Below are 26,000 nucleotides of genomic sequence, written 5' to 3' on the forward strand. Positions count from 1 at the left end.
CAAGATGGATGTCGAATAAAGTTTGGTAAGTTGGGGTTTTGATGAGGGGGGTTAATATGAATATCGGTTATGAGAATGAAACGGGATATAAACAGGAAATTATAAAGTTGAATAAACAAATCGAAGGGTTTTTGAATATTTTCAATTCAATGTCAGAGCCTTATATTAGGGTTGATGAGGAACTGCGTATCACTTTTGCCAATGATGCCTCATGTGCCCTGCTGGAATCATCGAAAAATCAGCTGGAGTCCATGAAGATAACTGATTTTCTCGATGTCATCCCTTTAAATAATCAGGAAGTGTCAAGTTCCCTAAAAACCTCGAATGAACCTGAAAGGCAAATTATCCAGCTTCATACCGGAGCCCTTAAGCAAATAGAGTTTATTCGTATAGGCGAGCTTTCCGAAGGACAGCAGTTCTATCGTTTGAGGGATGTGACATTGGATGTTTCTTCGTCAAGGGAAACAAGGATGTCAAGGCAGATGTTTTTGGACATTTTTGATACAGCCATAGAAAGTATCGTTCTATTCGACAGTTCAGGAATAATCATGGAAGTGAACCATGCCTTTATCCATGTCATGGGCATCCCGAAAAAAGAGATTGTCGGTAAGAATATGAGGGACCTCATATCCCTTGATTATCGGGGATATTGGGATGAGAGCATACAAAGAGCCTTTTATGAGTCGAACTTCAAAGGAGAGGTAGAGATTAAGGTTGGGGATGAACTGCATCACTTTACTTTTTCCATAAGTTCAACGGTAGGAAATGAATTATATATGTCGGTGCTTCGAAAAATTACAGAATCAAATATAATAGAAAAAAAGTTAGAAACGAGCGAACGGATTTTTGCTGAATTATTCGACCAGTCGATGGATGCGATCATATTCTGGAATGATGATGGAATCATTTTTCGGGTCAATCATTCAGCATGTAAAATATTCGAATCCAGCAGAGAGGATTTGATAGGCAGTTATATCTGGAAATACGTGTACAGCAATAATCACCATTTTGGTCAGATGATGGAAACGTTTGAAAGAGACACCCAAGTTCGGGGTGAGCTGATTTATAAAATGCCTAATAACCAAATTAAATTGCTTGAATTGACTGCCAAAAAACATGAAGGTGACGGGTATAACGTAACGATATTTCGAAATGTCAGTGAGCGCTGGTTGATTGAGAAGGAATTAAGGGATAGTGAGAAGAAGTTCAGGAAGATTTTTGAGGGAACATTAGACGGCTTGATTCTCTGGAATCATGAAGGGTTCACGGATATTAATGAAGCAGGTCAAAAAATATTGGAGATTTCAAAGCGTAAACTGCTTTCTTTATCTGTTAAGGGATTCATCAAAAAAATTCCTGAAAATGCTCCTGTCTTGAACGCTCACATTGAAAATGTTTATAAGCATGAGGTCTACTCATCCATCATTCCAATAACATTCGAAGATGGAAGAGTAAAGCATATTGAATTTTTGACAAGGAAAAATTTATATTCGAACCTGAATTTAAGCATTTTCCGAGATGTGAGTAAAAATCTCGAAATGCAGGAACAGATCAGGAAATCGGATACTTTGAATGTCGTTGGTGAACTGGCGGCCGGAATTGCTCACGAAATCAGGAATCCAATGACAGCCTTAAAAGGTTTTATCCAGTTACTTGAGGATGGTGTCAAGGGGGAGTTTTCCACATATTTTCATGTGATAACATCCGAAATTAAGCGAATCGAATCCATTATCACGGAATTTTTGGTGTTGGCAAAGCCGCAGGCGCTAAAAATTTTTAAACAGGATGTTCATACAATTTTGAGAGAGACACTAGAATTACTGGCCGCTCAGGCACTGTTGGAAAATATTCAATTCGAGACAGACTTTGAAGAAGAGGAATTTAAGGTTTTATGTGAAGCGAACCAGTTAAAGCAAGTGTTCATTAACATCATCAAAAATGCATTGGAAGTCATGCCGGATGGCGGATCTGTTCAAATTAAAACAAGCCGGTTTTCAGAGAAATACGGCTGCATCTCAATTACCGATAAAGGTATGGGGATTTCAACGGAAATGCTAAAAAAATTGGGCGAACCTTTTTATACGACGAAGGATAGGGGAACCGGACTGGGGCTCATGGTCAGCTATAAAATCATTGAAGAGCACAATGGCTATATAGAGGTGGAAAGCGAAGTGGGAAAAGGGACGAGCTTTCATATTTATTTGCCTTTCGAGTAAAAGATATTTGCGACATTACTGCCGAATAACTGGCTATGCCTGCTTTGATGTGGCTTGGAAGGCAGTAGGCGGAAAGGGAGTGGATTCTGAGAATAACTAGGACGTTTTTCGTGAAAAAAGGTTCTAGCTAATTTATTAAAGGGATTGGAACGGAAAGCGTGTGCCTGGAGTGGACAAATAGTACTTATCCTAAAAAACTGCAGGCAGACTGGCATTTCTTCGAATTTTCTACAGTCTGGGGAATCCTTTATTGGATTCCTTTTTTTGTTCCATCATTATTATCTTGGAATCACAATTAAGCTCATAAAAAATGTTGTGCTTTCATAAAAGGGAACTGTGCCGAATTAATTAAGCGGAAACAAATAATCCCCTCAAATTGGGTGACTTTCGAATCATTTCTCGGAGCTGGCTTCATATGATTCTTCCTGATCATTATCAGGGTTTTATGGTTAGAAATTTCCGTCATATCCTGTCTGCTGGTGGGTAAAGCTTTATCGCAATTTAAGAAGTTTTGTCTTTTTTTGCGAATCTATTTACATATAAGGCATATTTTGTAATACTTCTTTATTATAATGTAACTTTAAAAGGGCAGGAGTAGTGAATGTTGTTATGAATTCTAGGTGTGCAATGGAAATTTGTTCTGAGATTCGAATGAAGCGTTGGGAAATGATGGAGTTAGCCAAAATGTATGGACTAGGTCATGAGTATACCCTTCGCCAAAGCGAGCAGCTTGATAAACTAATAAATGAGTATTTGATCCTTCAACATCATTCATCGGAAGTGAGAAATAAGCGGGAAGAAATGGTTGTTATAGTGCAGCAGCCCTTTAATGATGACATAACCTTTTAAGGGAACTGAATGCGTGAATGACCTTTTAAATTGGCAGGCAGGGAGACAATCCCCTTTTTGCGATTTCTCATGAAGGAACCTTTACGAACATATCATTTAAAACAATTAAAGAAAGACTCATATACACAAGAAATATCTTTGGAATTTCATGGGCTTGGGATATATATCGGGAGAGGTCACCAGAAGGTGTCCTTCATGCATCGGGATTGGTTTAGAGGCCTTATTTTTCTGAATGGATTACACTGATAAATGAAAAGTAAGGGCTGACTCACTTGATGGAGCCAGCCATGGCAGGTGGGGGAAATTACAAAACTTCCAATAAAATTACCATGAACAAAAGGCCGACGATGAAGGAATAGGTTGATGTGCGTTCATTACCATCCCCATGGCTTTCAGGAATCAATTCCTTATAAACGATGAAAAGCATGGCCCCGGCGGCGAAGGCTAGGCCGTATGGAACCAGGAACCCAATGTAAGAGGTTAAATAATAACCCAATAATCCTGTAATTATTTCTATGGTACCGGTTAAGGTTGCTATCAGGAACGCTGTGATTTTACCAATTTTTTGATTAATTAAAAACAAAGCCACCAGCAAGCCTTCCGGAGCATTTTGCAGGCCGATGGCAAAAGCGATCAAGTTACCTGTATCAGCTGTATCAGACGCATAACTGACCCCGACGGAAAGACCCTCAGGAATATTATGAAGTGTAATGGCAGTGATGATGAGCAAAGCCTTTTCATCGAACTGAATGCCACTTTTCGTATGGCTGAGATCGATATGAGGAATGTTTTTTTCCATGATCGTTAATGTCAATACCCCGAGAAACACTCCAATGACTAGCTGAATATACCCTCCGGTGGCCAGAGACTCCGGGATCAGGCTCAATAACGAAGCAGCCATCATGATTCCAGCGGTGAATGCCAGAAGAGTGTCTCTGAATCGATGTGTGATTGAACCTTGAATGAACAAGATCGGTAACGCACCAAACCCTGTAGACATAGCAGATAGGATGCTGCCTAATAAAACTCCACTCATAAATTTCTCCTTTGTATGGTACTTATCGTTACTTAGTTTAAATTTTTGGGTGAAACAATAATTTATTGTATTTAGACATAAAAAATATGTTCCAGGAAATAACAATTTTGCAGTTACTCTTCTGCATACCATTTTTTCAATGTTTGATCAGTCGGCAGCGACATGCTGATGATTCCCAGCAATGGCAGGAATCCCACTAGCTTAATCATGGATTCGATTCCAATTATATCGGCAATGGCTCCTAATGAAACGGATCCAATGGCACCCATTCCAAAGGCTAACCCTACAGTCAACCCTGCCATCGTTCCGACTTTCCCCGGGACCAATTCCTGTGCGTATATTACAGTGACGGAAAAACTGCTCATTATAATGAAACCCGCCATCAATAATAAGATAAAAGCGGCTGTAGGAGGTACGAATGGTAAAAGTGCTGTTAGTGGCATGCTGGCAGCGAATGAAAAGAAAATGACATTTTTGCGCCCGAATCTATCAGCAAGCGGACCTCCGAAAAACGTACCTACAGCACCAGCGGCCAAAAAGGCAAATAGGAAAAATTGTGCGGATTTTATCGTGAAAGAATACTGCTCGATCAAATGAAAACTATAAAAGTTCGTCATGCAAGATACATACCATGAACGTGCAAAAATAATGAATAATATCAATACCAGGGCCTTTGCCACTTTATGGGACCGCTCTTTATTGATTACTTTCGCAGCAAGCTTTTTAGGCTGGAAGTGAACTAACTTTTGGGAATACCACTTCGCAATATACAGCAATAGGATAACGGCCATTAAGGCAACCAGGGCAAACCAGAGTGCGCCTTTTTGTCCAAAAGGAACAAGTACGATGGCTGTGATGAGCGGGGCAAGTGCTTGCCCGCTATTCCCTCCGACTTGATAAATTGATTGTGCCAGGCCTCTCTTTGATCCGCCTGCCATGTAGGCAACCCTGGAGCCTTCCGGATGGAATATGGCTGACCCTAAGCCCATCAAGATGACTGCACCAAGGATAATGGTATAGTTTGGGGCAAGTGCAAGAATGATGACCCCGATTAAAGTACTGGTCAACCCGATGGGCAATGCATATGGAAATGGCTTTTTATCAGTATAGAACCCAACTGCCGGTTGCAGAAGCGATGAGACGATATTCAGGCAGAATGCAATCATCCCCAGCTGTGTATACGTTAACGACATTGATTTTTCGAGGATTGGGAACATGGCCGGTACGACGGCCTGTAGAGAATCATTCATTAAATGGCATATGCCTATGATGATCATGATTTTAAGAGTCATATCCTGTTTTTGCGGTTTTGTTTTAATGGCAGCGATACTTCCCATCTGTTTATTTCCTTCTTCCTGATTGAGATTTTTACCTATTCAATAAATAGATTCAAGAGGCATGCACCGTATGCATGACATCTTAAAATAAATCGGAATCGTTACTAGTCTTCATAAAAAAATGAAACCCTTCAATGTATTGCTATGAATGTTTTATCAGCGGTAAGCTGATTGTAACGGTTGTACCGATTTGAGATTTACTTGAAAACTCGATGGTACCGTTAAAAGATTCAATAATTCGTTTACACACAAATAGCCCTAATCCGGTTCCTTCCTTTTTCGATGTATAGAAGGGATCGAACACTTTATCTATATCTTTTTCATTCAGTCCTTGCCCGGTGTCGATGATCATGATTTTAGCCCATTCATTTTCATGGTGAATTTGAATCTTTAACTTTTTCCCAACTTCCATGGCCTCGAAACCGTTTTTGGCAATGTTAAGAATGACTTGTTTGAGTTGGTCCTTTGTACAATGAACCCGGATCGGCTCCTTTATGATATTCCATTCCACTTCAATATTGAAGTGACGTGCTTCTGATTCTATTATTGGTCTCAATTCAGCAATGATACTGCGAATATCATATAAGGATAAAGTCTGGGCCATTGGCTTCCCTAAAATTAAAAATTCGCTGACGATGCTATTGATCCGTTCAATTTCCTTCATGATGACAGAGTAATAGAACTGATCTTGTTCTTCAGGGTGTTTTTCAACCAATAATTGCACTAGCCCCTTTATGCCGGTAAGTGGGTTTTTTATTTCATGTGCAGTACTGGCAGCTAAAGTACCGACAAAATCTATTTTTTGGCTTTCGTTTAGTAACTTTTGTTTTTTGGTATTCCTGCGAACGATCAGTTCCTCCACGATGATATAGATCATGTGAGTAAAAAAGAAGGTGAAAAAGACAAGCATTAAAAAAACATTCATGTTATTTGTGTTAATCTTATCGGGCACTTTGACCGACAGTGTCCAATCGACTTCGGTCAAAGGGAAATCCACCCATTTTGAATGTCCAGTGAATCCTTCGGCATTCATATCTATAATTCGGGTTTTGTCCTTTGTTTCCAATTTAAAGGTATGACCGGGGTTAAGGATCTTTAATCTTTTTTCCATATGATCCAGTCTGATTTGTGCTAATAAAAATCCTTGCACTTTTCTATCTTGATCCAGAATGGGAGCAAAAATGGAAAAATAATTAAAATCATGGCTATGTAGCTCATTTGTTTCTGCAACAACCGCTTTTTGAGTTTTTAAGGCACGCTCAATATCATTCTGTTCAATTAAATAGTTATGATGGAAATTCTTATTCGTCCCTGAAATGGACACACCGTCGCGATTTAGCCAATACACTCCTGCATACCTGGAATCTGTATCTTTGATCCATTTCAAAAGAAGTTCTGTTTTTTTGTCATCCATATAAAGCATGGAACTGCTAAGGCTAAGCAGCTCAAGGCTTTCCTTCGTTTCACTGATAACTTGATCTATGTATTCTTGATAAACCGTTCCCGCCCATTTAGCTTGTTCCTGTCTTTCTTTTTGAATGGAACGATCTAAATGCATCCAATAAATGATAGAGAGAAAAATTAATGGTAAAATAACAATAAGTAGATATGTGGTGAATTTATGCCTTGTTTTCATGTTTGTCACTACTTTAGCTTTTTTTTCAAGTATATCAAAATGATTGATTAAACAATAGTGCATACTAACAGGGCAGATTGACAAAGAAGTCTTTATGTCATATAATAACTTTTAATTCAAGATATTTTAATTAAAAATTTTTAAGGTTGTGAAGTTATGGAGAATAATAACATCCAACAGTCTTTGAAACTGTTTATCGTGATGTCTAGAGCTCATCGATCCATTAATGATGTAGTAAATAAACATATAGCTGAAGAGGGTTTGAATCCAACAGAGTTTGCAGTACTGGAATTACTTTATCATAAAGGGGATCAGCCTCTTCAGCAAATAGGCGGAAAGATCCTGCTGGCGAGCGGCAGCATTACCTATGTTGTGGATAAACTTGAACAGAAGGAATATCTACAGCGAATTGCATGTAAAGAGGATCGCCGTGTAACCTTTGCAAAAATAACGGATAAAGGAAAGGCCTTCATTGAAGGAGTATTTCCTGAGCATGAAAAAAGAATCGATGATATCATGAGTGTACTTACGCAAGATGAAAAGGCCACCGTGATCGAATTGCTTAAAAAGATTGGGTATTCCGCCCAAAATTAGCTAAAGAACCAGCACCCGGATTGACTGCAGGTGCTGGTTTTTTTATGTCTGATAAAACCTGAATTTGTTTCGGGGACATAGAGGTTTTTAATAACGCTGTGGCGAATTTTTATATTACGATAACCGTGACAATGATGAATGTGACCTGGATTGGAAACTGTTACTCTGGATTATACAGGAAAAAAATGTTTTTATATCGTGAAAAGGAGCGTACATATGAAATTTAATGAGTATGAATATAAACGTCCTGAAATGGATGAAATTAAAACACGGTTCATGAAAGCTTTGGAAAAGTTTACTGACGCTGCTAATGCCGATGCACAAATAAAAGCCATGGAAGAAATAAATGAAATTCGAAATTATGTAGGTACGATGTTTAATTTGGTCTATATACGGCATTCCATTGATACCAATGATGATTTTTATAAAGCGGAGAATGATTATTTAGATGACTTCTCCCCTGAAATGGAAGAGTTAACCTCCAAATTTTACAATGAACTCGTTCGCTCGAAATATCGCAAGGAGCTTGAGTTGAAATGGGGAACTCAACTATTTGACCTGGCAGATGCCCAACTCAAAACTTTTTCGCCCGAAATCATACCACAGCTGCAAAAAGAAAATAAATTATCAAGCGAATATTCACAATTGATTGCCTCTGCAAAAATCCCCTTTGATGGAAAAGAATTAACACTAGCGCAGCTTCAGCCTTTTATGGAGTCCTCGGATCGTGAATTAAGGAAAAATGCAAGTGAGGCATATTACGGTTTCTTTGAAGAAAAGCAGGAGGAATTGGATCGTATATTCGACGACCTTGTCAAGGTGAGGCATGGAATTTCGACAGCCCTCGGTTATGGGAATTTCGTGGAACTTGGGTATTATCGAATGACAAGGACTGATTATGATGCTGAAATGGTTGCTTCATTCCGCAAGCAGGTGAAAGAGGAAGTGGTACCGCTTGTCACCCGGCTGAAGGAACGTCAGCGCGAACGTCTTGGATTGGAGAACCTGAACTATTATGATGAGAATTTTCATTTCAGAACGGGTAATGCCACTCCAAAAGGCGATGCCGGGTGGATCATCGAAAACGGGAAAAAGATGTACAAGGAGCTTTCGCCTGAAACGAATCAGTTTTTCAACTATATGATAGATAATGACCTGATGGACCTTGTGGCGAAGAAAGGAAAAGAGAGCGGAGGCTATTGTACTTTTATAGAAGACTATAAAGCTCCATTCATCTTTTCCAATTTCAACGGAACTTCCGGGGATATAGATGTTTTGACACATGAGGCAGGTCATGCATTCCAAGTGTTTCGCAGCCGTGATCTTGACATTCCTGAGTATTATTGGCCCACATATGAAGCATGTGAAATCCATTCGATGAGCATGGAATTTTTAACTTGGCCATGGATGGAGCTATTTTTCAAGGAAGATACGGAAAAGTATAAGTTTTCCCATTTAAGCGGTGCCCTCATATTCCTTCCGTATGGGGTGGCTGTTGATGAATTTCAGCATTTTGTCTATGAAAATCCTGATGCTTCACCAGTTGAAAGAAAGCAGGCTTGGCGTAAGATCGAGATGGAATATTTGCCGCATCGCGATTATGAAGAAAATGAATTCTTGGAGAATGGCGGGTATTGGCAGCGGCAAAGCCACATTTATCAATCACCTTTTTATTATATCGACTATACATTGGCCCAGATTTGTGCTTTCCAATTCTGGAAAAGGTCGACTGAAAAAGATGAAACGGCTTGGGAGGATTATTTGAATCTGTGCCAACTTGGAGGCAGCAAGTCTTTTCTTGATCTCGTTGAATCTGCGAATCTGAAATCCCCATTTGTTGACGGGACTGTAGAGTCCGTTGTGAAGGTGATAGACGAATGGCTCTCCACTGTAGATGATAAGGCATTATGAAATATAAGGCTTGATGATACGAACTGGATACTTGAAGGAATGGTCTAACTCCGAACCATGATTATAAAAGAAGACTTGGTTATCCTTCATGAACACTTTTTTATATAGAAAGAAACCTTATTATTGGATTGAAGAAATTTTGCGACACTCCTGCCGAATTACTGACTAGCCGAGACCCCACAGGCGCCTGCTTTGATGCGGCATGGCAGACAGTCGGCGGCAAAGGGAGCGTATTTCTGAAATCAATTGGAACTTTTATTAATTTGTTTACAGTCTGAACGCTTGGAGATTATTCCAAGCGTTTTTTAAAATCTTTCATACGTTCGGAATGATGATTCACAGTGAAATGCATGAGGAGTTTCAGACTGCACAATGAGAGGAAGTAACCCAGGAAAAAAACAGCCGACGAAAGGAATATTACTCGGCTTGTCTTAAATGTCTCTTCCTTACATATAAATGTAGGGAGGAGGGGAGAGTATGCTGTCAAGGTGGTCAGGGAGTTTTCAGATTGCAGCGGTTTATGTAGGCACAGTCGTCGGTGCAGGATTTGCAACTGGAAAAGAGATTGTCGAGTTTTTTACCCGTTATGGCTTTTATGGTTTTATCGGGATTTTAATAGCAGGTTATATTTTCATTTTCACTGGAACGAAAATCATGCTCATTTCCGCAAGGATCAGAGCATCTTCTTATGAGGAGTTCAATCAATTTCTTTTTGGCAGGAAAATAGCAGGAATCATCAACATCTTCTTCCTTATCATGCTTTTAGGGGTGACAGCTGTCATGATTTCGGGCTCTGGAGCCGTTTTCGAAGAACAACTTGGCGTGTCTAAAAGTATAGGAAGTTGGTCTACGATCATACTGGCATCCTTGGTCCTGATGATGGGCATGCGCGGTGTTTTCACTGTGAACTCGTTTGTTGTACCAATCATGATCTGTTTTAGTTTGATCCTTTTTTTCTCGACTTTGGGTAATGGGGATTTCTTTAAGACCCTTACAAAAGTTCCAGATGAAGTGATCACCGTGAAAATGCTTTTATCACCATTTGCCTATACAGCCTTTAACCTTGCTTTGGCACAGGCTGTGCTGGTTCCGGTTGCTTATGAAGTTCGAGATGAGAAGGTCATTAAACATGGAGCAATCCTTGGAGGGATATTCCTTACGATCATTTTATTGACGGGGCATTTTTCACTTATGACACTTCCTGACGTGAATGGTTATGAAATTCCTTCAGCAGTTATTATGAGAACGGCAGCCAGTCAGTTATATTGGATGTTCATTTTGGTGATTTACGGGGAGATATTCACTTCGGTCATCGGAAACATATATGGATTACAGAGGCAAATCAGCAGTTATATTAAATTGCCAAGCATGCTGATCATAGCGGTGATTTTTTTAATAGCTTTGATCATTAGTGAATTCGGCTATGGAAGGTTACTAGGATATATTTATCCGGTTTTTGGATACATAAGCCTCCTTTTTTTAATTCTGGTCTGGAAAAGCAAGGCGGGGAAGGAGTGATGAAGAACGGGGGGCCTGAACTTAGCCCTCCGCATCAGGGGGGAATCAATGTTCATCCTTTCATCAGCGTCTTAGCCATCTCTAGAAAAGCATCCCGGTAATCTCGATCTTTTTTTGTGAACATAGTTAAGCGGACGGGTGCTTTTTCATCCTTGAGCAATATGGAAGTGATCACATCATCCCCACTTTCCACTTCAAATCCCGTGCCGCCCTCGATTTCAAGTGAAGGATCCCTAATCGTTTCTGAAATGCTTTCCAGCTGGGATTGAACATTTTTTTCCACCTCATCCCAATTGACATCCGTCTTCAATAGTTCTATTCTCATATAAATGGAGTCATCTTCAGTCAGGAACACAATATCCTTTCCAGGTTCTTCGGCACTTAATCTGAATTGTTGCAAAACATAAAGGCTGAACGGTTGATTATCACTTTTTTTTAAGAACGCTGTTTTTTCCTTTGCTTCCCCGTTAATTGAATATTGCAGGTTTTGCTCCATCAGTCTTATTTTGTTATTACGATTATCTCCTTGAGAGGTATTGCCTTCGTTCCCCTCTTTTACTGAACCTTCTTGTGGCTCATCTGCATTTTCGTCTGTGGTCGTACCGCAGCCAGTCAGCAGAATAGCGGCGAATGTGACACAGCCAATATAACGTGTCCAACGAGTCATTTGTTTCCCTCATCTTTCTGATAGAAATTCCAATCTGAATTTGGATATGTTGCACCACATACAAGTGTTTTGCCCTTTAATGAATTAGACGGAGTAAAATGGAAATGGTTACAAAAAACTGAAGAATCAATTCATACGCTTGCTAAAAAGTAAAAACGGAATGGTATAGAGAAACCATCCCGTTTTGTATTAACCTATGATTTTATAATTTTTATGGTTGACGACGGTTTTCTGTTCGAGTTCCAAATCACGATAATTTTCCATATACGTGACGTCCACGATTACTGAGTTCTCGTTCACTTTCTCGACGATTCCTTTTAAGCCTTCTCTAAATTCAATGATATTTCCAACTTCCGCTTTCTTCATGGTAATCATCCTTTCCCATTTTGTTTCCAATGATCAAAAAGTAACTATGGAGTAATTGGATTATTCGAACATCTTGCCGTTTAGATTTTGACGTGGGAAGTGCCAGTAAGAGAATTAGTTATCTCTCATGTCGGTACAGTAAGCTAAACTTTTAAAGGGAGGTGCGATTCTTGAAATGGACCAGCTGTAATGATGTGGCATAATTTGGTATATATTGCAAACGCAGTTATACGTACCAGTATGTAATTCTATGTACAAAATATGCCAATCATTTTACATTATGATATTTTACTATACAGTTTGCACTATTTTAAAGCATACGTAAAGAATAATGTAGCAAGAGGGCCTCAAAAAATTCTGATTTATATTTAGTGGCATGCTTATGTTAAAATGAAAACGGAATTTCTCCTGTCTGAATATGATGGAACATTTGATAATTAAGGAGGATAATATGATGAATGCAGATGAAGCAAAAGAAGTACTCGATAAACTGGCGAACCGGGAAATGGATGAATTCAGGATAACAAAAGAAGAATTTTTAGCTTTTCGTGAGATTCTTGTTAAAAGGGAAGACTTTAAACATTTTCGGGGGAATGCCCAACATAACGGTGTGATAATTTATACGTATTTAGAAGAAGCGAGAAGTTAATCGATGTAAATAATTTGGGGTGGCTCATGATTGAGCCACCCCAAATTATTTACAATAGAAAAATCACTTGTTCCTTAATTTATTTAAAGCGGACCTTCTCCATGATTTGACGGCTGCTGCAGTGACTTGATAGACCTCAGCGATTTCAGACACTGTTTTATTTTCGAGGTATGTCTGTAAAAGCCAGCGTTGCTGATTGAGTGTCAATCCTTCCGTGTAGGTTAAGATATTATCGATGGCAAAGGCCTCTTCATGCATCGTAAAAGGATCCTTAATCTCTAATATGAAGGAATCAAAGGGCTCAGTGCGGATCTCATATTTATGATGATGCTTTAATTCGTTCAGAATTTTGCCTTTGATTACCGTATAGGCATAGTTGGAGAATTTTCCGTATTCCTCATTGAAATTCCCCAATGACTCCCATAAAGCAATCAAGCCTACTTGAAAATATTCTTCCTTATTTTTATAGATGGAAAGTGAGCGGATAATATGATGGATCATCGGGGTGAATTCCTTCGTTAGTGCTGAGAAATCTTCCATTAAGCAAGTCACCTTTAGAAAGTGCACTTTTCTGTATTCCCGGGTGCTTCTACCATAAATAAAACGATCATATATAGCCAAAATGCGTAACGGAAAAATGGAGGGGGAAAAAGTGGGTTTTAAGGGAGCTGAAAAGAACCTTATTGAAGGGAAAAACTAGATTCAGATAATCTTGAAAAAGGTGACCAAATGAAAAAAACACATCCTGATATTGGATGTGCCGAAACAATTCACTACTATTTCTTTTAGTTTTTCCTCTTCATTCAATGTAAAGCCATACACATGAATGCTCCGTTTGTCGAGAAAAGGGTGTTTGGAAAGGTCTCATTCCGAATTGTGAATATAAAACTTTTTTTGGGGGGGTGTAAAATTTGGTAGGGCACTCGCTTTTCCCGCAGGAGTCTCACGCCTTCCGGTCCAATCAAATATGTTTTAAAAGATAGAACACCTTTTGTCTACAAACTAGATAATAACGAAGGTTCGAAAGGCTCTCACCCCGACCATTATTTTAAAGGAAAATAGGTTCCTACTTGTTTTTTTGCTTATTATACATATGATGGAAACTATCTGGATGGAGGCAGGCAGACGGCGGAAAGGGAGCGGATTTCTGAAATCCGCTGGATCTTTTTAAAATAAAAAACTGCAGGCAAACGGATCTTCTTTTAATTTGCCTGCAGTCTGTACATTTAAAGATGTGTAATTTTCCAAATCATCATTTAGTTTTTAAAAATAAGGAAGCGGGGGAGAAAAGCAGTAACGAAATATTTTTGGTTGTATTTCATTTTGTATTACCCCTAAAAATTTCCAAATGCGAGTTCGGAAGCGGGCATATTGATAAACCGTTGAATTTGTTAACTTTGCGATTTTCGGAAACCGGCATCCTGTGCGTCCTGTTCGGTACAAAACATTTCTTCTGGTTTAGTTATTTCGTAATATTGGCCCGAAGGAATGTGATATATTTTATTGCCTTTAGAGTTTATATTCCCTTTAATTTGCGGGTTACTGCAAGATCCAGTCGGATTTTCCACTGTTACTTCTTTTGACTGGGAATCATCAAACCCCTTTGAAGTTGCATAGTTTTCAATAGACCAAATACCGATTTCGTCTCTTTGGGCTTGTTTCTGAGTATCTTCCAATTCTTCAAGATATTTCGTGTTCGGTGCATAAACATAAGCTACCCTTGCCAGTCCTTTTTCCAGCAGGAGTTTATTCACCATTTTGCCATCAACATAAAAATAGGCCAGCAGCCGGCCGTATTTATCCCTTTCACCTATGCCGGTTTCTACTTCCACTTCAGAGCCCGCAGGCATGAGTTCCTTGGCGAACTTGCTTGCTTCAGGTCCAAAAGGCTGAACGGGCTTGGATGGGTGCACGGTTTCTGGAGTATCTACCAAAAGGAGCCTGACCGTTTCTTCATTTCCATTATCCATTTTGATTTTTACTGTATCTCCGTCAACAACTTTGATGATCTCGGCTGTGAATGTCTTGCCTTTTTCTTCATTTGAAATTGAATCTTCCTGTTTGGATTGATTAATCTGATCATCTGATGCTGCCTGGCAGCCAGACAACGTAATCAGGCAAAGTGCAGTCAGGAGAAAAACATTCAGATAAGAATGTAACAAGGAATTTCCGTTCATGATAAGTCCCCCCATTTATTAAGGTGTTTTCCACGTCCGTCATGGATATATTCGGCAGGACTAATACTAACCCATAAAAAAGCGAAAGAAAATGAAAAATTTTACATGCATCGCTACCCCGTATCATGATAGTTTCTTATAATGATATGGTGGAGTAAGGGAGGCAGGCGTGCAAAATGATATTTAGGCTTGAAAATATTAGGTATAAAGGGATTTTGAAAATTGATGATTTGAAAATACCCGCTTGTATGGTTACTTGCTTGACTGGCGAAAGCGGTGCAGGAAAAACCTCACTGCTCCGATTATTGAACAGGATGGATGACCCGGATAGCGGTTCGATCTATTATCAGGATCAGCTGCTGGATAAATTCAACCCGATAGAGCTCCGGCGTAAAGTCACAATGCTTTCCCAGGCACCGTTCACTTTACCTGGTACGATTGAAGAAAATCTTCAGATTGGCCTGGAATTGACAGAAAAGGAAAAAAAGGATAAAGCCGAATTGGTTAAAGCACTTGAAACCGTCCAGTTGCAGAAGTCTTTAGACGAGGGGGCGGAGAATCTTTCTGGCGGGGAGAAACAGAGGCTGGCACTGGCGAGGCTACTTTTATTGAAACCCGAGGTGTATTTACTGGATGAGCCGACCTCGGCTCTCGATGAGGAAGCCGAGCTGACGGTCATGAGCCGTTTTTTAGAAGAAGTAAAGCGGGAAAAAGGAACGGTCATCATGATAACCCATTCAAAACAGCTTGCGGACATCTGTGCTGAAAAGAGGATCGTTCTGAAAAAGGCGAAGGAGGGTGACTATTAATGGAGGCGAATGGGATAATAGATATTGAGTTCTGGCGTCTTTGTGCGGCCTACGTGTTTGTAGTAATCCTGCTCATAATCGTGAAATGGCGCGGGATTTCACGGGAAAAGCAAATCGTGCTCGCTACGGTACGGATGACGGTCCAACTCGTTCTCGCCGGTTATGTTTTGACATATATCTTTGAAAATCCCCACCCTTTACTTTCTTTGGGATTTCTATGTGCGATGTCCCTGTTTTCCATCCATAATATTTTTAAGCAAGTGTCCCATACACTTAATAAGAAAATCAAAAGGATGGTTATCCTAAGTATGTTATCAGGTCCCATGGCTGCCTTGTTTTATTTTAATGTGGTCGTGATCCATTTCACCCCATGGTATGAGCCGAGGTATTTCATTCCAATTGCTGGAATGATCGTGGGAAATGCGATGACAGGAGTGACATTGGCGCTTAAAAACCTCCATGATGGGATTAGCAGTAATCGTGAAAAGGTAGAAGCGATGCTGATGCTTGGAGCGACTCCAGCGAGGGCTGTTAAGAAATATGTGGATGCTGCATTCGACTCGGCAGTGCTCCCGACTTTGAACAATATGCTCGGGATGGGGATTATCTTCCTCCCAGGAATGATGACAGGGCAAATCCTGTCGGGGATAAGCCCGCTAATCGCTATTGAGTACCAGATTGCGATACTAATCGGGATTCTCGGAAGTGTTTCATTAACGGTGGTCCTTTTCATTATGCTGAGTTTCAGGGCTTTTTTTACCAAAAATGCACAGCTGTCCATTTAAACATTGAAGAATCTGAAAAGTAATAGTTGCAGTTCCTTCTATATTTTTGTACTATTTTGTAGGTACCAATAGTTTTGGTTTGTTTGTTGGGAATGATAATGCTATCCTGATAAGGAAAAGGGCATTTCTTTTTTTCGTTTCTTTCCTGATGGATGGAGAAAACCCCTTACATAACCTATTTTTGTTAATTTATCTTAAAGGAGATTGATTTATATGGTAGAAAAAACATTTACAGTAACTGCAGAAACAGGAATTCACGCTCGTCCGGCTACATTGCTTGTACAAGCTGCAGGAAAATTTGATTCAGAAATAAACCTTGCTTATAAAGAGAAAAAAGTGAACCTTAAGTCCATTATGGGTGTAATGTCTCTAGGTATTGGCAAAGGGGCGGAAATTACGATTTCTGCTGAAGGAAGCGATGAAAATGATGCACTAAACACACTTGCTGAAACGTTAAACAGAGAAGGATTAGCAGAATAATGTCCACTTTGATTAGTGGAATAGCAGCTTCAAACGGAATAGCCATCGCTAAAGCCTATCGACTGACTGAGCCAGATTTATCGATTGAAAAAAGAAGCATAGAAGATGTCGGGGCTGAAATATCCCGTTTTAAGGAAGCTATTCAAAAATCAACAAATGAATTGGAGATAATCAGGGATAAAGCCGAAAAAGATTTAGGGGCCGATAAAGCCGCAATCTTTGACGCGCACCTGCTTGTTTTGGCTGATCCGGAACTTATCACTCCAATTCAGGATAAAATACAATCAGAAGGCGTCAACGCTGAGTTTTCCTTAAATGAAACCGCAAGCATGTTCATTAATATGTTTGAACAAATGGATAATGAATACATGAAGGAACGTGCGGCGGATATCCGTGACGTCACGAAACGGGTTCTGTCACATCTTTTAGGTGTTCATATTCCTAATCCGAGCATGATTGCTGAAGAAGTGATCATCATTGCGGAGGATTTGACTCCATCCGATACAGCACAGTTGAATCCGGCATATGTTAAAGGATTTACGACAGATATTGGTGGACGTACATCCCATTCAGCCATAATGGCACGTTCATTGGAAATTCCAGCAGTCGTTGGAGCGAAGTCAGTGACCTCGTCCATTGAAAATGGTGACTTGGTCATAATTGACGGGCTAAAGGGTGAAGTTCACATCAATCCTACTCCTGAACTCGTGAAACGCTACGAAGAGGAGCACTCAGCCTATGCCATGCAAAAGGCTGAGTGGGCTAAGCTGGTTAATGAAAAAACCGTTACAAATGATGGCCATCATGTGGAATTGGCAGCCAATATTGGTACGCCGAAAGATCTTGAGGGCGTTCATCAAAATGGCGGTGAAGGCATCGGGTTATATCGTACGGAATTTCTTTATATGGGCAGAAATGACTTTCCAAGTGAAGAAGAACAGTTCGAGGCATACAAAGCGGTGCTGGAAGGAATGTCAGGTAAGCCTGTAGTCGTCAGAACGCTTGATATTGGCGGGGACAAGGAGCTGCCATATTTAGAGCTTCCTAAGGAAATGAATCCTTTCCTTGGATACCGTGCTATACGCCTATGCTTAAATGAGCAGGAGATTTTCCGGACTCAGCTCCGTGCCCTGCTTCGTGCAAGCATTTACGGAGATTTGAAAATCATGTTCCCGATGATTGCCACGCTTGCTGAATTCCGCGAAGCTAAAGCCGTTTTGGCTGAAGTTAGGCAGGAATTGCTTGATAATGGCATTCAAGTTGCCGAAAAAATTGAAGTCGGAATCATGGTTGAAATCCCTTCAACTGCAGTGATGGCGGATATTTTTGCTAAGGAAGTCGATTTCTTCAGCATTGGCACTAATGACTTGATTCAATATACGATGGCCGCTGACCGAATGAATGAGAGAGTATCCTATTTATATCAACCATACAATCCAGCGATTTTACGCCTGGTTAAAATGGTAATAGATGCAGCTCATAAAGAAGGGAAATGGGCCGGAATGTGCGGGGAAATGGCTGGAGATGAAATTGCCATACCGATATTGATCGGATTGGGCCTTGATGAATTCTCAATGAGTGCCACTTCGATTTTAAAAGCACGTTCTCTAATTAGCCAACTTTCACTTGAAGAGATGAAAAAACTATCTCAGGAAGTTTTAGGGCTGGATACGAATGATAATGTGAAAGAAGCGGTAGTTAACGCTTTGAAGAAATAAATATATCAGGAAAAACGCACCCCATCCACAGAACCTTCGGATGGGGTGCTGTCCTGTAATTCTTGCTTGATTATTTGAGAATAAATGTTTATTGCTTCAAAATGGGGGTAAATAAAAAGCAAGCACAGTTGTTTAGCTCTATTAGGGCAGCTGACATTCTCATTTCCCCCTTTGACGCCGGTTGGTTTATCCAACCGGCTATTTTTTGTAAATAAAAATCACAATAATGATTATTCAGATTTTTCACTTTACGGTTATGACGATATAATGGAATTATGATTTTAAGAAAATGGAGGTTAAATATTATATGGAATTACATTTGGAAAAGAAAAATGCATTGATTTTAGCTTCAAGTCAAGGTTTGGGGAAGGCTATGGCAGCTGAATTGGTTAAGGAAGGGGCAAATGTCATGCTGGCAAGCCGTGATGGAGAAAAGCTTGCAGCCGTACAAAGGGAATTATCGCAGCTTGGGACGGGGAAAGTTTCTTATAAGGTAACGGATATAACAAAAGCTGAAGATATTAAAAGCCTGGTTGGGCAAACTGCTGAGGAATTCGGCGGTATCGACATTCTTATTAATAACGCTGGAGGTCCTCCAGGGGGTTCATTTACGGATTTCAATGATGAAGAATGGCAACAATCCTTCGAACTTAATTTACTAAGTTTCATCAGGACGATCCGTGAAAGCTTGCCACATTTAAAAAAACAGGGCGGGAAAATCGTTAATATTGCTTCTTCATCCATTAAGGAACCAATTCCAGGATTGATATTATCGAATACATTCCGGACGGCAATCGTTGGATTGTCAAAGACGTTAGCTTCAGAATTAGCACCGGACCGGATTTTGATCAATACAGTCGGTCCAGGAAGAATCGCAACAGACCGCGTTCAGCACCTTGATGAAATGAATGCGGAGAAACAAGGCGTCACTCCTGAGGAGGTGACTGAACAATCGATTAACAAAATCCCTCTTGGCCGTTATGGGGAACCCGAGGAATTTGCAAGGTTCGTTACTTTCCTTGTTTCAGGTGCTAATACATATTTAACGGGCCAGTCGTATTTAGTTGACGGAGGAATGATAAAGTCCATTTAAGACTTTTTGAAACAAAATGATTGGGAGGAATCTGCAATATGCAATCGAACAAAGTGATCGGCTTCATAGGTTTAGGAGTTATGGGAAAAAGCATGGCCGCAAATCTTCTTAAGGCGGGATTTGAGGTGTTTGTTTATACAAGGACGAAAGATAAGGCAAGTGAGCTGCTCTCACAGGGAGCGAAGTGGGCATCTGCACCAAAGGAAATTGCGCAGAGAGCCAATGTGATCATTTCCATGGTGGGATACCCTAATGATGTGGAAGAAATCTATCTGGGGGAAAATGGGCTTATCGAGAACGGGAAACAAGGAACCCATTTAATCGATATGACGACATCCACTCCATCTTTGGCAGTGAAAATTGCAGAAGAAGCCAAGAAAAGGGGCATGGAATCATTGGATGCACCGGTTTCCGGAGGAGATATCGGTGCTCGTGATGCGAAGCTTACGATCATGGTCGGCGGGTCTAGTGAGGCATTTGAAGCTGTCCTGCCCATTTTTGATATCATTGGCAGCAATGTTGTCCATCAAGGCCCGGCTGGCTCAGGACAGCATACGAAAATGTGCAATCAAATCGCCATTGCATCCAATATGATCGGAGTGACTGAAGCGATTTCCTATGCCAAAAAGGCCGGGTTGGATCCGGACCGGGTTTTAAGGAGCATATCATCGGGTTCCGCCGGAAGCTGGTCACTGTCCAATCTTGTGCCGCGAATGGTTGAAGGGGATTTTGAACCTGGTTTTTATATCAAGCACTTTATCAAGGATATGATGATTGCACTTGATGAAGCGGAAAGAATGGGAATGGACGCTCCTGGATTAAGCCTAAGCAAATCCCTATATGAGGGGCTTGCAGAAGCTGGCGAGGAAAATAGCGGTACACAAGCATTATATAAACATTATAATTAGTGCTAGCATTTCTATATCATGAATAAGCTGATAGCGACAGCCTTTACAAAAAGGAGTGAAAGCTATGGGCGAATTCGATGATATCAATATGAAATTCCAGGAATTGGAAGATGGTCGATATATTGTAAGGATTGAAGGTTTTAAGCGAGAAAAAACCATTCACCAAACAAAGCCCATTCGTTGGGATCTGAAATTAATGAATGAAAGTCCGCTGATACTGCCGGTGAAATTCAGTCATATCGAAACGAATGCCGGTTTTCAGATCCTGATGCGCGAATTGAAGAGTTTAGGTTTTTCAAAGCCGCGCTCCGCAAAGGAATTTGAAGAAGTGATGGCTGATTTACTTGGGTCAATCGTTGAAGTGAGCCTTACCACGACAAATAAGGAAGAGGGATATCGGGAAATTCGTTTCTTACGGAGGTTGTATTAATTGACTGACTTGGTGAAAAACCTTCGGTAGCATACAACTTTGAAAATAGGAAAACGGCCTTCAATTGTTCATTCAATTGAAGGCCGCTTTATTTTCGGTTACTTTATGGCTAAAAAAGCCTCAATACGATCCAAAGCCTTTTCAAGGGTTTCCATGGAATATGCATAAGATATCCTGAAGTACCCTTCACCAAGGGGAGAGAATGCATCTCCAGGGACCACTGCCACTTTTTCCTGTTGAACAAGCTTAAGGCAAAAATCAAGCGAAGAGGCATAGCCTTCAGGCAGCTTTATAAAAAAGTAAAAGGCACCATTTGGTTTGACTACTTCCAGATTCATCGCTTGTAAGCGGCTGAATACGTATTCCCGTCTCCGTGCATACTCAGTCTTCATGGGGATTGCATCATCTCTGCCTGCCGTCAATGCTGCCAAGGCAGCTCTCTGCGATATGGAGGTGGCACAGGTCACATTGTATTGGTGAACCTTCAGGAGATGCTGAGAGATGGCTGCAGGCGCAAACAGAAGGCCGATTCTCCACCCGGTCATGGAATGGGACTTGGACAGTCCGTTCAGGACGATGGTTTGTTCTTTTAAGAAAGTGCCAATCGAAACATGCTCCTGATCGAATACCAGTTCACTGTATATCTCGTCAGCCAATATGAAGATGTCCTTGCCCCTGACAAGTTCGGCAATGTCCAATAATTCTTCGGCAGATAATGTAACCCCGGTCGGATTAGATGGATAGGGCAGAACGATGCACCGGGTATGCTCAGTTATGTATTTTTCAAGTATATCAGCAGTCAAACGAAATCCATTTTTTGTTGTATCGGCATAAACAGGTGTTGCCCCGCACATCTTTATGATGGGTTCGTATCCCGGATATACCGGACCCGGTAATATTACTTCGTTCCCTGGGGTGAGGATCGTCCGGAACGTAATGTCTATGCCTTCGCTGGCACCAGAGGTCACTATCACTTCATTCTCCGGATCATAGTTAAGCTTGTATTTATCCTTTACATAATTTGAAGCGGCTTCCCGTAATTCCAAATAGCCCGCATTGTGTGTATAAACGGTATAGTCATTATCGATGGCATGTTTTGCAGCTTGTTTAATATGCATCGGAGTTGGAAAGTCAGGCTGTCCTATCGTTAAGGAAATGGTGCCTTCGATATCAGCTACCATATTGTAGAATTTACGGATTCCTGATATTTTAACGTCTTTTACTAGAGGGTTTATTAAATGTTCCATCTATGAATATCCTCCCTTTTCTTACTACATGAATTATGTACAATGTTTGACTCATTCATTCTATTTTATCATTTAGTTTGGAGGGGGAGAAAACTTTTTGAGATTAATGAATTAAAGGTATAATGTATGATAAGAAAATTTTGAGGGTTGATACATATGATAAGGACTTGCGCAATAACTTCTAATCATGAAGTCAGTTTTGGTTTACCGCTAACCGAAATGAATAATTCGGATATCGAGTGGTACTGGGTGGATTTTTCCAACCCCACAAACAAGGAAATCGAACTTTTAACCAAGCATTTTCACTTTCATCCGCTGGCAATCGAAGACTGCCTGGATGATTTTAACCAACGTCCCAAAATGGATTTTTATGAGGGCTACCAATTTCTTGTGATACATGCTCTAAGGGAGAAGGTATTTAAAGCAGTGGAATTGGATATGTTTGTTGGTGAAAAATGGATAGTCAGTTTTCATAAGGAAGACATGCTTGAACTGGAAAAAGTATGGGAAGAAATTGCTGGTAATAAAATGTTGAAGCAAAGTCCCTTTTTCTTGATGCATAGGATAATTGACAGGATCGTCGATGAATTTTTCCCGCCTGTTTATAAAATAGAAAGCGAATTGGGCAGCATTGAGGAAAATACTGAAAATGACACGATTAACGAATTGATGGATCAGCTTTTCGATTTACGTACAGATATGTCCAAGCTCCGTCGGACCATATTGCCGATGCGTGATTTATTGTACAGAATGATCTCATCAGAGCGTCTGAATTACTTGAAGGATCAGCACCTTTATTTTAATGATGTGTACGATCATCTTCTTAAATTGACTGAAATGCTTGAATCGTATCGAGATTTTTCGTCAGATATCCGAGATAGCTATTTGTCTGTGAACTCTAATAATATGAATTCAACGATGATGACATTGACTGTCATCACTACCATTTTCATGCCGCTGACCTTCATAGTGGGCGTATACGGGATGAATTTTGAATATATGCCGGAATTAAATTGGCATTATGGCTATTTCCTCATTCTTGGAATGATGGGCGGAATTGCCTTGATGATGTTTTTATTCTTTGTTAAAAAAGGATGGCTCAATCCAAAGAAAAGGTCGCGAAGGAGATGAAAAGACCCAACTGACCTGCTATTTTAAGTGGGTTTAGAAGGGCTGCAAGGAGTTATTGCTGATCCACCCAATATGGAGGTTTTTATCGAAGAGACAGCCTTACGATCGATATGATGGCCGGTATGGCAGTGGTGAATAATGAGAATGGAAAAAGGGACTCTGATGGGTCCCTTTTTAGTTTGGTATTAATAAATAATCACTTCTTGATTCTTTTTTTAGCTGTGCCCTAAACAAAAGAAATATTTAACCGAATTATTAGGTATGAGTTCATTGATGAAACCAAGGTATTTTTCCTAGCGGTTAAATGATTTATGGATTATGAAATGAATAAGTAGAAGGGCGGGATGAAACAATGGAAGCAAATAAAGGAATATTACTTGAAAGTGGAACGAATGAACTTGAGATAGTGGAATTCGGTCTCGGAAATAATAAATTCGGCATTAACGTAATTAAGGTGAAGGAAATCATCAATCCTGTCCCCATTACGCTAGTCCCGCATTCGCATCCAAATGTGGAGGGGATCATTGAGCTTCGCGGAGAAGTCCTGCCGGTTGTGAATGTGGCGGATGCTTTAGGATTTCCGCCATCTGAAACTCCTGAGCAGGATAAATTCATAGTGGCTGAATTCAATCAGCAAAAAGTGGTTTTCCATGTCCATACCGTAACACAGATCCACCGTATTTCCTGGTCACAAATCGAAAAGCCTTCAGATATGTATCAAGGCCTTGAAAGTCAGATTATCGGAGTAATAAAATTAAATAGTGACATGTTACTGTTACTCGATTTTGAAAAAATAATGGTCGAAATCAATCCAGAATCAGGAATAAACATCCAACAGGTTAAAAAGCTTGGTATCCGGCAAAATTCAGACAAGAGAATCCTGATTGCAGAAGATTCTCCATTACTGAGGAAGCTGCTGATTGATACATTGTCAGAAGCTGGGTTCAAGTACTTGGAGTTTTATGAAAATGGACTTGATGCATTTAATTATCTGGAGAATTTAATTGATTCAGGAAAAGTGGTTGAAGAAGAAGTGCAACTGGTGATTACCGATATTGAGATGCCTCAAATGGATGGGCATCATTTGACTAGAAGAATAAAGGAAAACGGGGAACTCGCTGGATTGCCGGTGATTATTTTCTCTTCTTTGATTACGGACAGCCTGCGTCATAAAGGGCAGGTCGTAGGGGCTGACGCACAGATCAGCAAGCCAGAAATTGCAGAGCTAATAAAGTTGATAGACAGATTGGTATTATGAATGTGAAACGGGCCTGTGAGGCATTTCCTCACGGCCCGTTTGGTTTATCAATGATTAATACTTGGAACCTTTTCCTAAAAAGGAGGATGGAAATGGATTGTGGAAAGGTTGCTTGACCGACCCACGCCCGTGAGCCCTTTTCTCGGTGTTGGTAGGGTTAGGTTGTTTTTCACCTGCTTGTCCAACGTAAGATTGCAGGATCTGTTTTGCCTTGGATAAAGACAATGCGGCTTTAGGGTTCCGTATGGAGGCTGCCCGGCTGCCGAGGTGGGGTAGTTTTTTCAAATCTTCCTTAGTTGGAGGTAAATGAAAAACATATGATCCGCATTCGACGATGACGTCGGATTGTTGTGCTGCAAAGCGAGGGTTATCAGAGAAATGAAGTCCAATCTTCTTCGCTTTTCCTTCTTGCATAAGCTTGCTTAATGCGAGCCGTTTTAAATTATATAAATTTTTGGGCTCCAATGCAGTCTTTGCATGTTTATTGACAATAAACACGGCTTGGGCAATGGAGTTAATCGAAAACTCATCCCTTTCAGAATGTCCTTTCGTTTGGTTCATCATGGAAACTCCTTTTCTTAATAAGGTTAGAAGGACGTTACAAACAGACGTCCTTCAATCAAAACCTGTTCTTATATATTGGTTGAAATAGAGACGTGTGCGCAACCAGGCAGAAATAGTGAAAAAACAATGCATGTACATCTCTAAGGTATGACCATCATTTCCTAACACTTTACCTTCTATTCATTTTCATATTATACCACTTCAAAATATATAGTGAAGTAAAATTCAATCTGACGGCTTTTGGTCCAAGAAAAAGAAGGCGTTCAATGTCGCCTTCTGTGCAATCCTTATTGAGTGTATATATTGATATTTTCGGATACCCCAGCCTGTGCGCCGAATTGTTGTTGCTGGTAACCCTGAAAGCCTTGATAAGCAGGATAAGCTGGATAAGCAGGGTAAGGAGGGTAAGCGGGCGGGTATGGAGGAGGATATGGAGGATAGACAGGTGGACGGTTATTGAATAGCAACGGTCCAATTGCCAATCCTGCAACAAAAGCTACAGGCGCCAATAGAGGAAAGAAAGGAAAGAAGCGCTCGTCATTCCAATATTCAGGTCCATATTCATTCCCATATGAATTTCTGTATTCGTTCTGTAGCATCATGGTCTGTGGATAGTGGTAG

The 26,000-nt window shown here is 40.3% G+C and carries 25 protein-coding genes; 15 read left to right on the top strand and 10 right to left on the bottom strand.

Annotated features, from left to right (window positions below; genetic code table 11):
* Positions 1–56: 56 nt before the first annotated feature.
* Together ACQKMF_RS15585 and ACQKMF_RS15590 are read left to right on the top strand one after the other, a co-directional pair.
* Positions 57–2,216: a PAS domain S-box protein gene (locus ACQKMF_RS15585; RefSeq protein WP_402941631.1), complete on the top strand. Its 2,160-nt coding sequence runs from the start codon at positions 57–59 to the stop codon at positions 2,214–2,216.
* A gap of 609 nt (positions 2,217–2,825) precedes the next feature.
* Positions 2,826–3,065 carry an aspartyl-phosphate phosphatase Spo0E family protein gene (locus tag ACQKMF_RS15590; protein WP_101224501.1) on the top strand — a complete coding sequence of 80 codons (240 nt, stop codon included), beginning with the start codon at positions 2,826–2,828 and terminating at the stop codon, positions 3,063–3,065.
* A 304-nt stretch (positions 3,066–3,369) separates the two neighbouring features.
* Here the strand turns inward: ACQKMF_RS15590 and ACQKMF_RS15595 are convergent, their stop codons facing one another.
* The 3 genes from ACQKMF_RS15595 to ACQKMF_RS15605 form a co-directional block, all read right to left on the bottom strand.
* Complete coding sequence (locus ACQKMF_RS15595) at positions 3,370–4,101, bottom strand: ZIP family metal transporter (RefSeq protein WP_402941633.1); 732 nt, start codon at positions 4,099–4,101, stop codon at positions 3,370–3,372.
* Positions 4,102–4,214: 113 nt separating this feature from the next.
* Entirely contained in the window at positions 4,215–5,438 is a 1,224-nt protein-coding gene (locus tag ACQKMF_RS15600) for an MFS transporter (protein WP_427573966.1), read from the bottom strand.
* Between the two features lie 142 nt (positions 5,439–5,580).
* Positions 5,581–7,074, bottom strand: coding sequence for an ATP-binding protein (locus ACQKMF_RS15605; protein ID WP_427573968.1), 1,494 nt, complete (start codon positions 7,072–7,074; stop codon positions 5,581–5,583).
* A 156-nt stretch (positions 7,075–7,230) separates the two neighbouring features.
* On the opposite strand from ACQKMF_RS15605, the gene ACQKMF_RS15610 reads away from it, so the two are divergent.
* The 3 genes from ACQKMF_RS15610 (at position 7,231) to ACQKMF_RS15620 (ending at position 11,097) form a co-directional block, all read left to right on the top strand.
* Positions 7,231–7,668 (top strand): MarR family winged helix-turn-helix transcriptional regulator, encoded by a 438-nt coding sequence (locus tag ACQKMF_RS15610; RefSeq protein ID WP_034314147.1) that lies wholly within the window; start codon positions 7,231–7,233, stop codon positions 7,666–7,668.
* A gap of 216 nt (positions 7,669–7,884) precedes the next feature.
* A complete protein-coding gene (locus ACQKMF_RS15615) occupies positions 7,885–9,579 on the top strand; it encodes a M3 family oligoendopeptidase (protein ID WP_427573970.1) in 1,695 nt (564 codons plus the stop codon).
* A gap of 477 nt (positions 9,580–10,056) precedes the next feature.
* Complete coding sequence (locus ACQKMF_RS15620; protein WP_101224506.1) at positions 10,057–11,097, top strand: YkvI family membrane protein; 1,041 nt, start codon at positions 10,057–10,059, stop codon at positions 11,095–11,097.
* A 52-nt stretch (positions 11,098–11,149) separates the two neighbouring features.
* On the opposite strand, the gene ACQKMF_RS15625 is transcribed toward ACQKMF_RS15620, so the two are convergent.
* The gene (locus tag ACQKMF_RS15625; protein ID WP_427573973.1) at positions 11,150–11,764 is read right to left on the bottom strand and encodes a hypothetical protein; all 615 of its coding nucleotides are present in this window, start codon (positions 11,762–11,764) and stop codon (positions 11,150–11,152) included.
* Positions 11,765–11,953: 189 nt separating this feature from the next.
* The gene (locus ACQKMF_RS15630) at positions 11,954–12,130 is read right to left on the bottom strand and encodes a YkvS family protein (RefSeq protein ID WP_064505160.1); all 177 of its coding nucleotides are present in this window, start codon (positions 12,128–12,130) and stop codon (positions 11,954–11,956) included.
* A gap of 454 nt (positions 12,131–12,584) precedes the next feature.
* Here ACQKMF_RS15630 and ACQKMF_RS15635 point away from each other — a divergent pair, with 454 nt between their 5' ends.
* Positions 12,585–12,779 (top strand): hypothetical protein, encoded by a 195-nt coding sequence (locus tag ACQKMF_RS15635; protein ID WP_101224508.1) that lies wholly within the window; start codon positions 12,585–12,587, stop codon positions 12,777–12,779.
* Between the two features lie 63 nt (positions 12,780–12,842).
* Here ACQKMF_RS15635 and ACQKMF_RS15640 read toward each other — a convergent pair whose 3' ends face one another.
* Together ACQKMF_RS15640 and ACQKMF_RS15645 are read right to left on the bottom strand one after the other, a co-directional pair.
* Entirely contained in the window at positions 12,843–13,319 is a 477-nt protein-coding gene (locus tag ACQKMF_RS15640; protein WP_427573975.1) for a sigma-70 family RNA polymerase sigma factor, read from the bottom strand.
* An 851-nt stretch (positions 13,320–14,170) separates the two neighbouring features.
* Positions 14,171–14,956 (bottom strand): thermonuclease family protein, encoded by a 786-nt coding sequence (locus ACQKMF_RS15645; protein WP_427573977.1) that lies wholly within the window; start codon positions 14,954–14,956, stop codon positions 14,171–14,173.
* A 179-nt stretch (positions 14,957–15,135) separates the two neighbouring features.
* Here ACQKMF_RS15645 and ACQKMF_RS15650 point away from each other — a divergent pair, with 179 nt between their 5' ends.
* The 7 genes from ACQKMF_RS15650 to ACQKMF_RS15680 all read left to right on the top strand — a co-directional run bounded on the left by ACQKMF_RS15650 (position 15,136) and on the right by ACQKMF_RS15680 (position 21,179).
* Positions 15,136–15,765, top strand: coding sequence for an ABC transporter ATP-binding protein (locus ACQKMF_RS15650; RefSeq protein ID WP_427574170.1), 630 nt, complete (start codon positions 15,136–15,138; stop codon positions 15,763–15,765).
* Positions 15,765–16,550 carry an ABC transporter permease gene (locus tag ACQKMF_RS15655; protein WP_230177609.1) on the top strand — a complete coding sequence of 262 codons (786 nt, stop codon included), beginning with the start codon at positions 15,765–15,767 and terminating at the stop codon, positions 16,548–16,550. The genes ACQKMF_RS15650 and ACQKMF_RS15655 overlap by 1 nt, the downstream gene beginning before the upstream one ends.
* Positions 16,551–16,763: 213 nt before the next feature.
* Positions 16,764–17,030 carry a phosphocarrier protein HPr gene (locus ACQKMF_RS15660; RefSeq protein WP_034314127.1) on the top strand — a complete coding sequence of 89 codons (267 nt, stop codon included), beginning with the start codon at positions 16,764–16,766 and terminating at the stop codon, positions 17,028–17,030.
* On the top strand, positions 17,030–18,748 hold the full coding sequence (gene ptsP, locus ACQKMF_RS15665) for a phosphoenolpyruvate--protein phosphotransferase (RefSeq protein ID WP_427573980.1): 1,719 nt from the start codon (positions 17,030–17,032) through the stop codon (positions 18,746–18,748). Before ACQKMF_RS15660 ends, ptsP begins: the two co-directional genes overlap by 1 nt.
* 307 nt (positions 18,749–19,055) lie before the next feature.
* The gene (locus tag ACQKMF_RS15670) at positions 19,056–19,841 is read left to right on the top strand and encodes an SDR family oxidoreductase (RefSeq protein WP_101224513.1); all 786 of its coding nucleotides are present in this window, start codon (positions 19,056–19,058) and stop codon (positions 19,839–19,841) included.
* A gap of 38 nt (positions 19,842–19,879) precedes the next feature.
* Complete coding sequence (locus ACQKMF_RS15675) at positions 19,880–20,749, top strand: NAD(P)-dependent oxidoreductase (protein ID WP_427573982.1); 870 nt, start codon at positions 19,880–19,882, stop codon at positions 20,747–20,749.
* Between the two features lie 64 nt (positions 20,750–20,813).
* On the top strand, positions 20,814–21,179 hold the full coding sequence (locus tag ACQKMF_RS15680; protein ID WP_034314117.1) for a hypothetical protein: 366 nt from the start codon (positions 20,814–20,816) through the stop codon (positions 21,177–21,179).
* Positions 21,180–21,277: 98 nt separating this feature from the next.
* Here ACQKMF_RS15680 and ACQKMF_RS15685 read toward each other — a convergent pair whose 3' ends face one another.
* A complete protein-coding gene (locus ACQKMF_RS15685) occupies positions 21,278–22,426 on the bottom strand; it encodes an aminotransferase A (protein ID WP_402941649.1) in 1,149 nt (382 codons plus the stop codon).
* Between the two features lie 156 nt (positions 22,427–22,582).
* On the opposite strand from ACQKMF_RS15685, the gene corA reads away from it, so the two are divergent.
* A complete protein-coding gene (gene corA, locus ACQKMF_RS15690) occupies positions 22,583–23,557 on the top strand; it encodes a magnesium/cobalt transporter CorA (RefSeq protein ID WP_402941651.1) in 975 nt (324 codons plus the stop codon).
* A gap of 352 nt (positions 23,558–23,909) precedes the next feature.
* Complete coding sequence (locus ACQKMF_RS15695; RefSeq protein ID WP_427573984.1) at positions 23,910–24,815, top strand: chemotaxis protein; 906 nt, start codon at positions 23,910–23,912, stop codon at positions 24,813–24,815.
* Positions 24,816–24,869: 54 nt separating this feature from the next.
* Here the strand turns inward: ACQKMF_RS15695 and ACQKMF_RS15700 are convergent, their stop codons facing one another.
* Entirely contained in the window at positions 24,870–25,376 is a 507-nt protein-coding gene (locus ACQKMF_RS15700; protein WP_101224517.1) for a YkyB family protein, read from the bottom strand.
* Positions 25,377–25,666: 290 nt separating this feature from the next.
* Positions 25,667–25,978, bottom strand: a complete 312-nt coding sequence (locus tag ACQKMF_RS15705) for a hypothetical protein (protein WP_397315031.1) — start codon at positions 25,976–25,978, stop codon at positions 25,667–25,669.
* Positions 25,979–26,000: the final 22 nt, after the last annotated feature.

It is taken from the genome of Peribacillus sp. NPDC101480, from assembly GCF_050277335.1.
In the GTDB taxonomy this organism is placed as follows: domain Bacteria; phylum Bacillota; class Bacilli; order Bacillales; family DSM-1321; genus Peribacillus.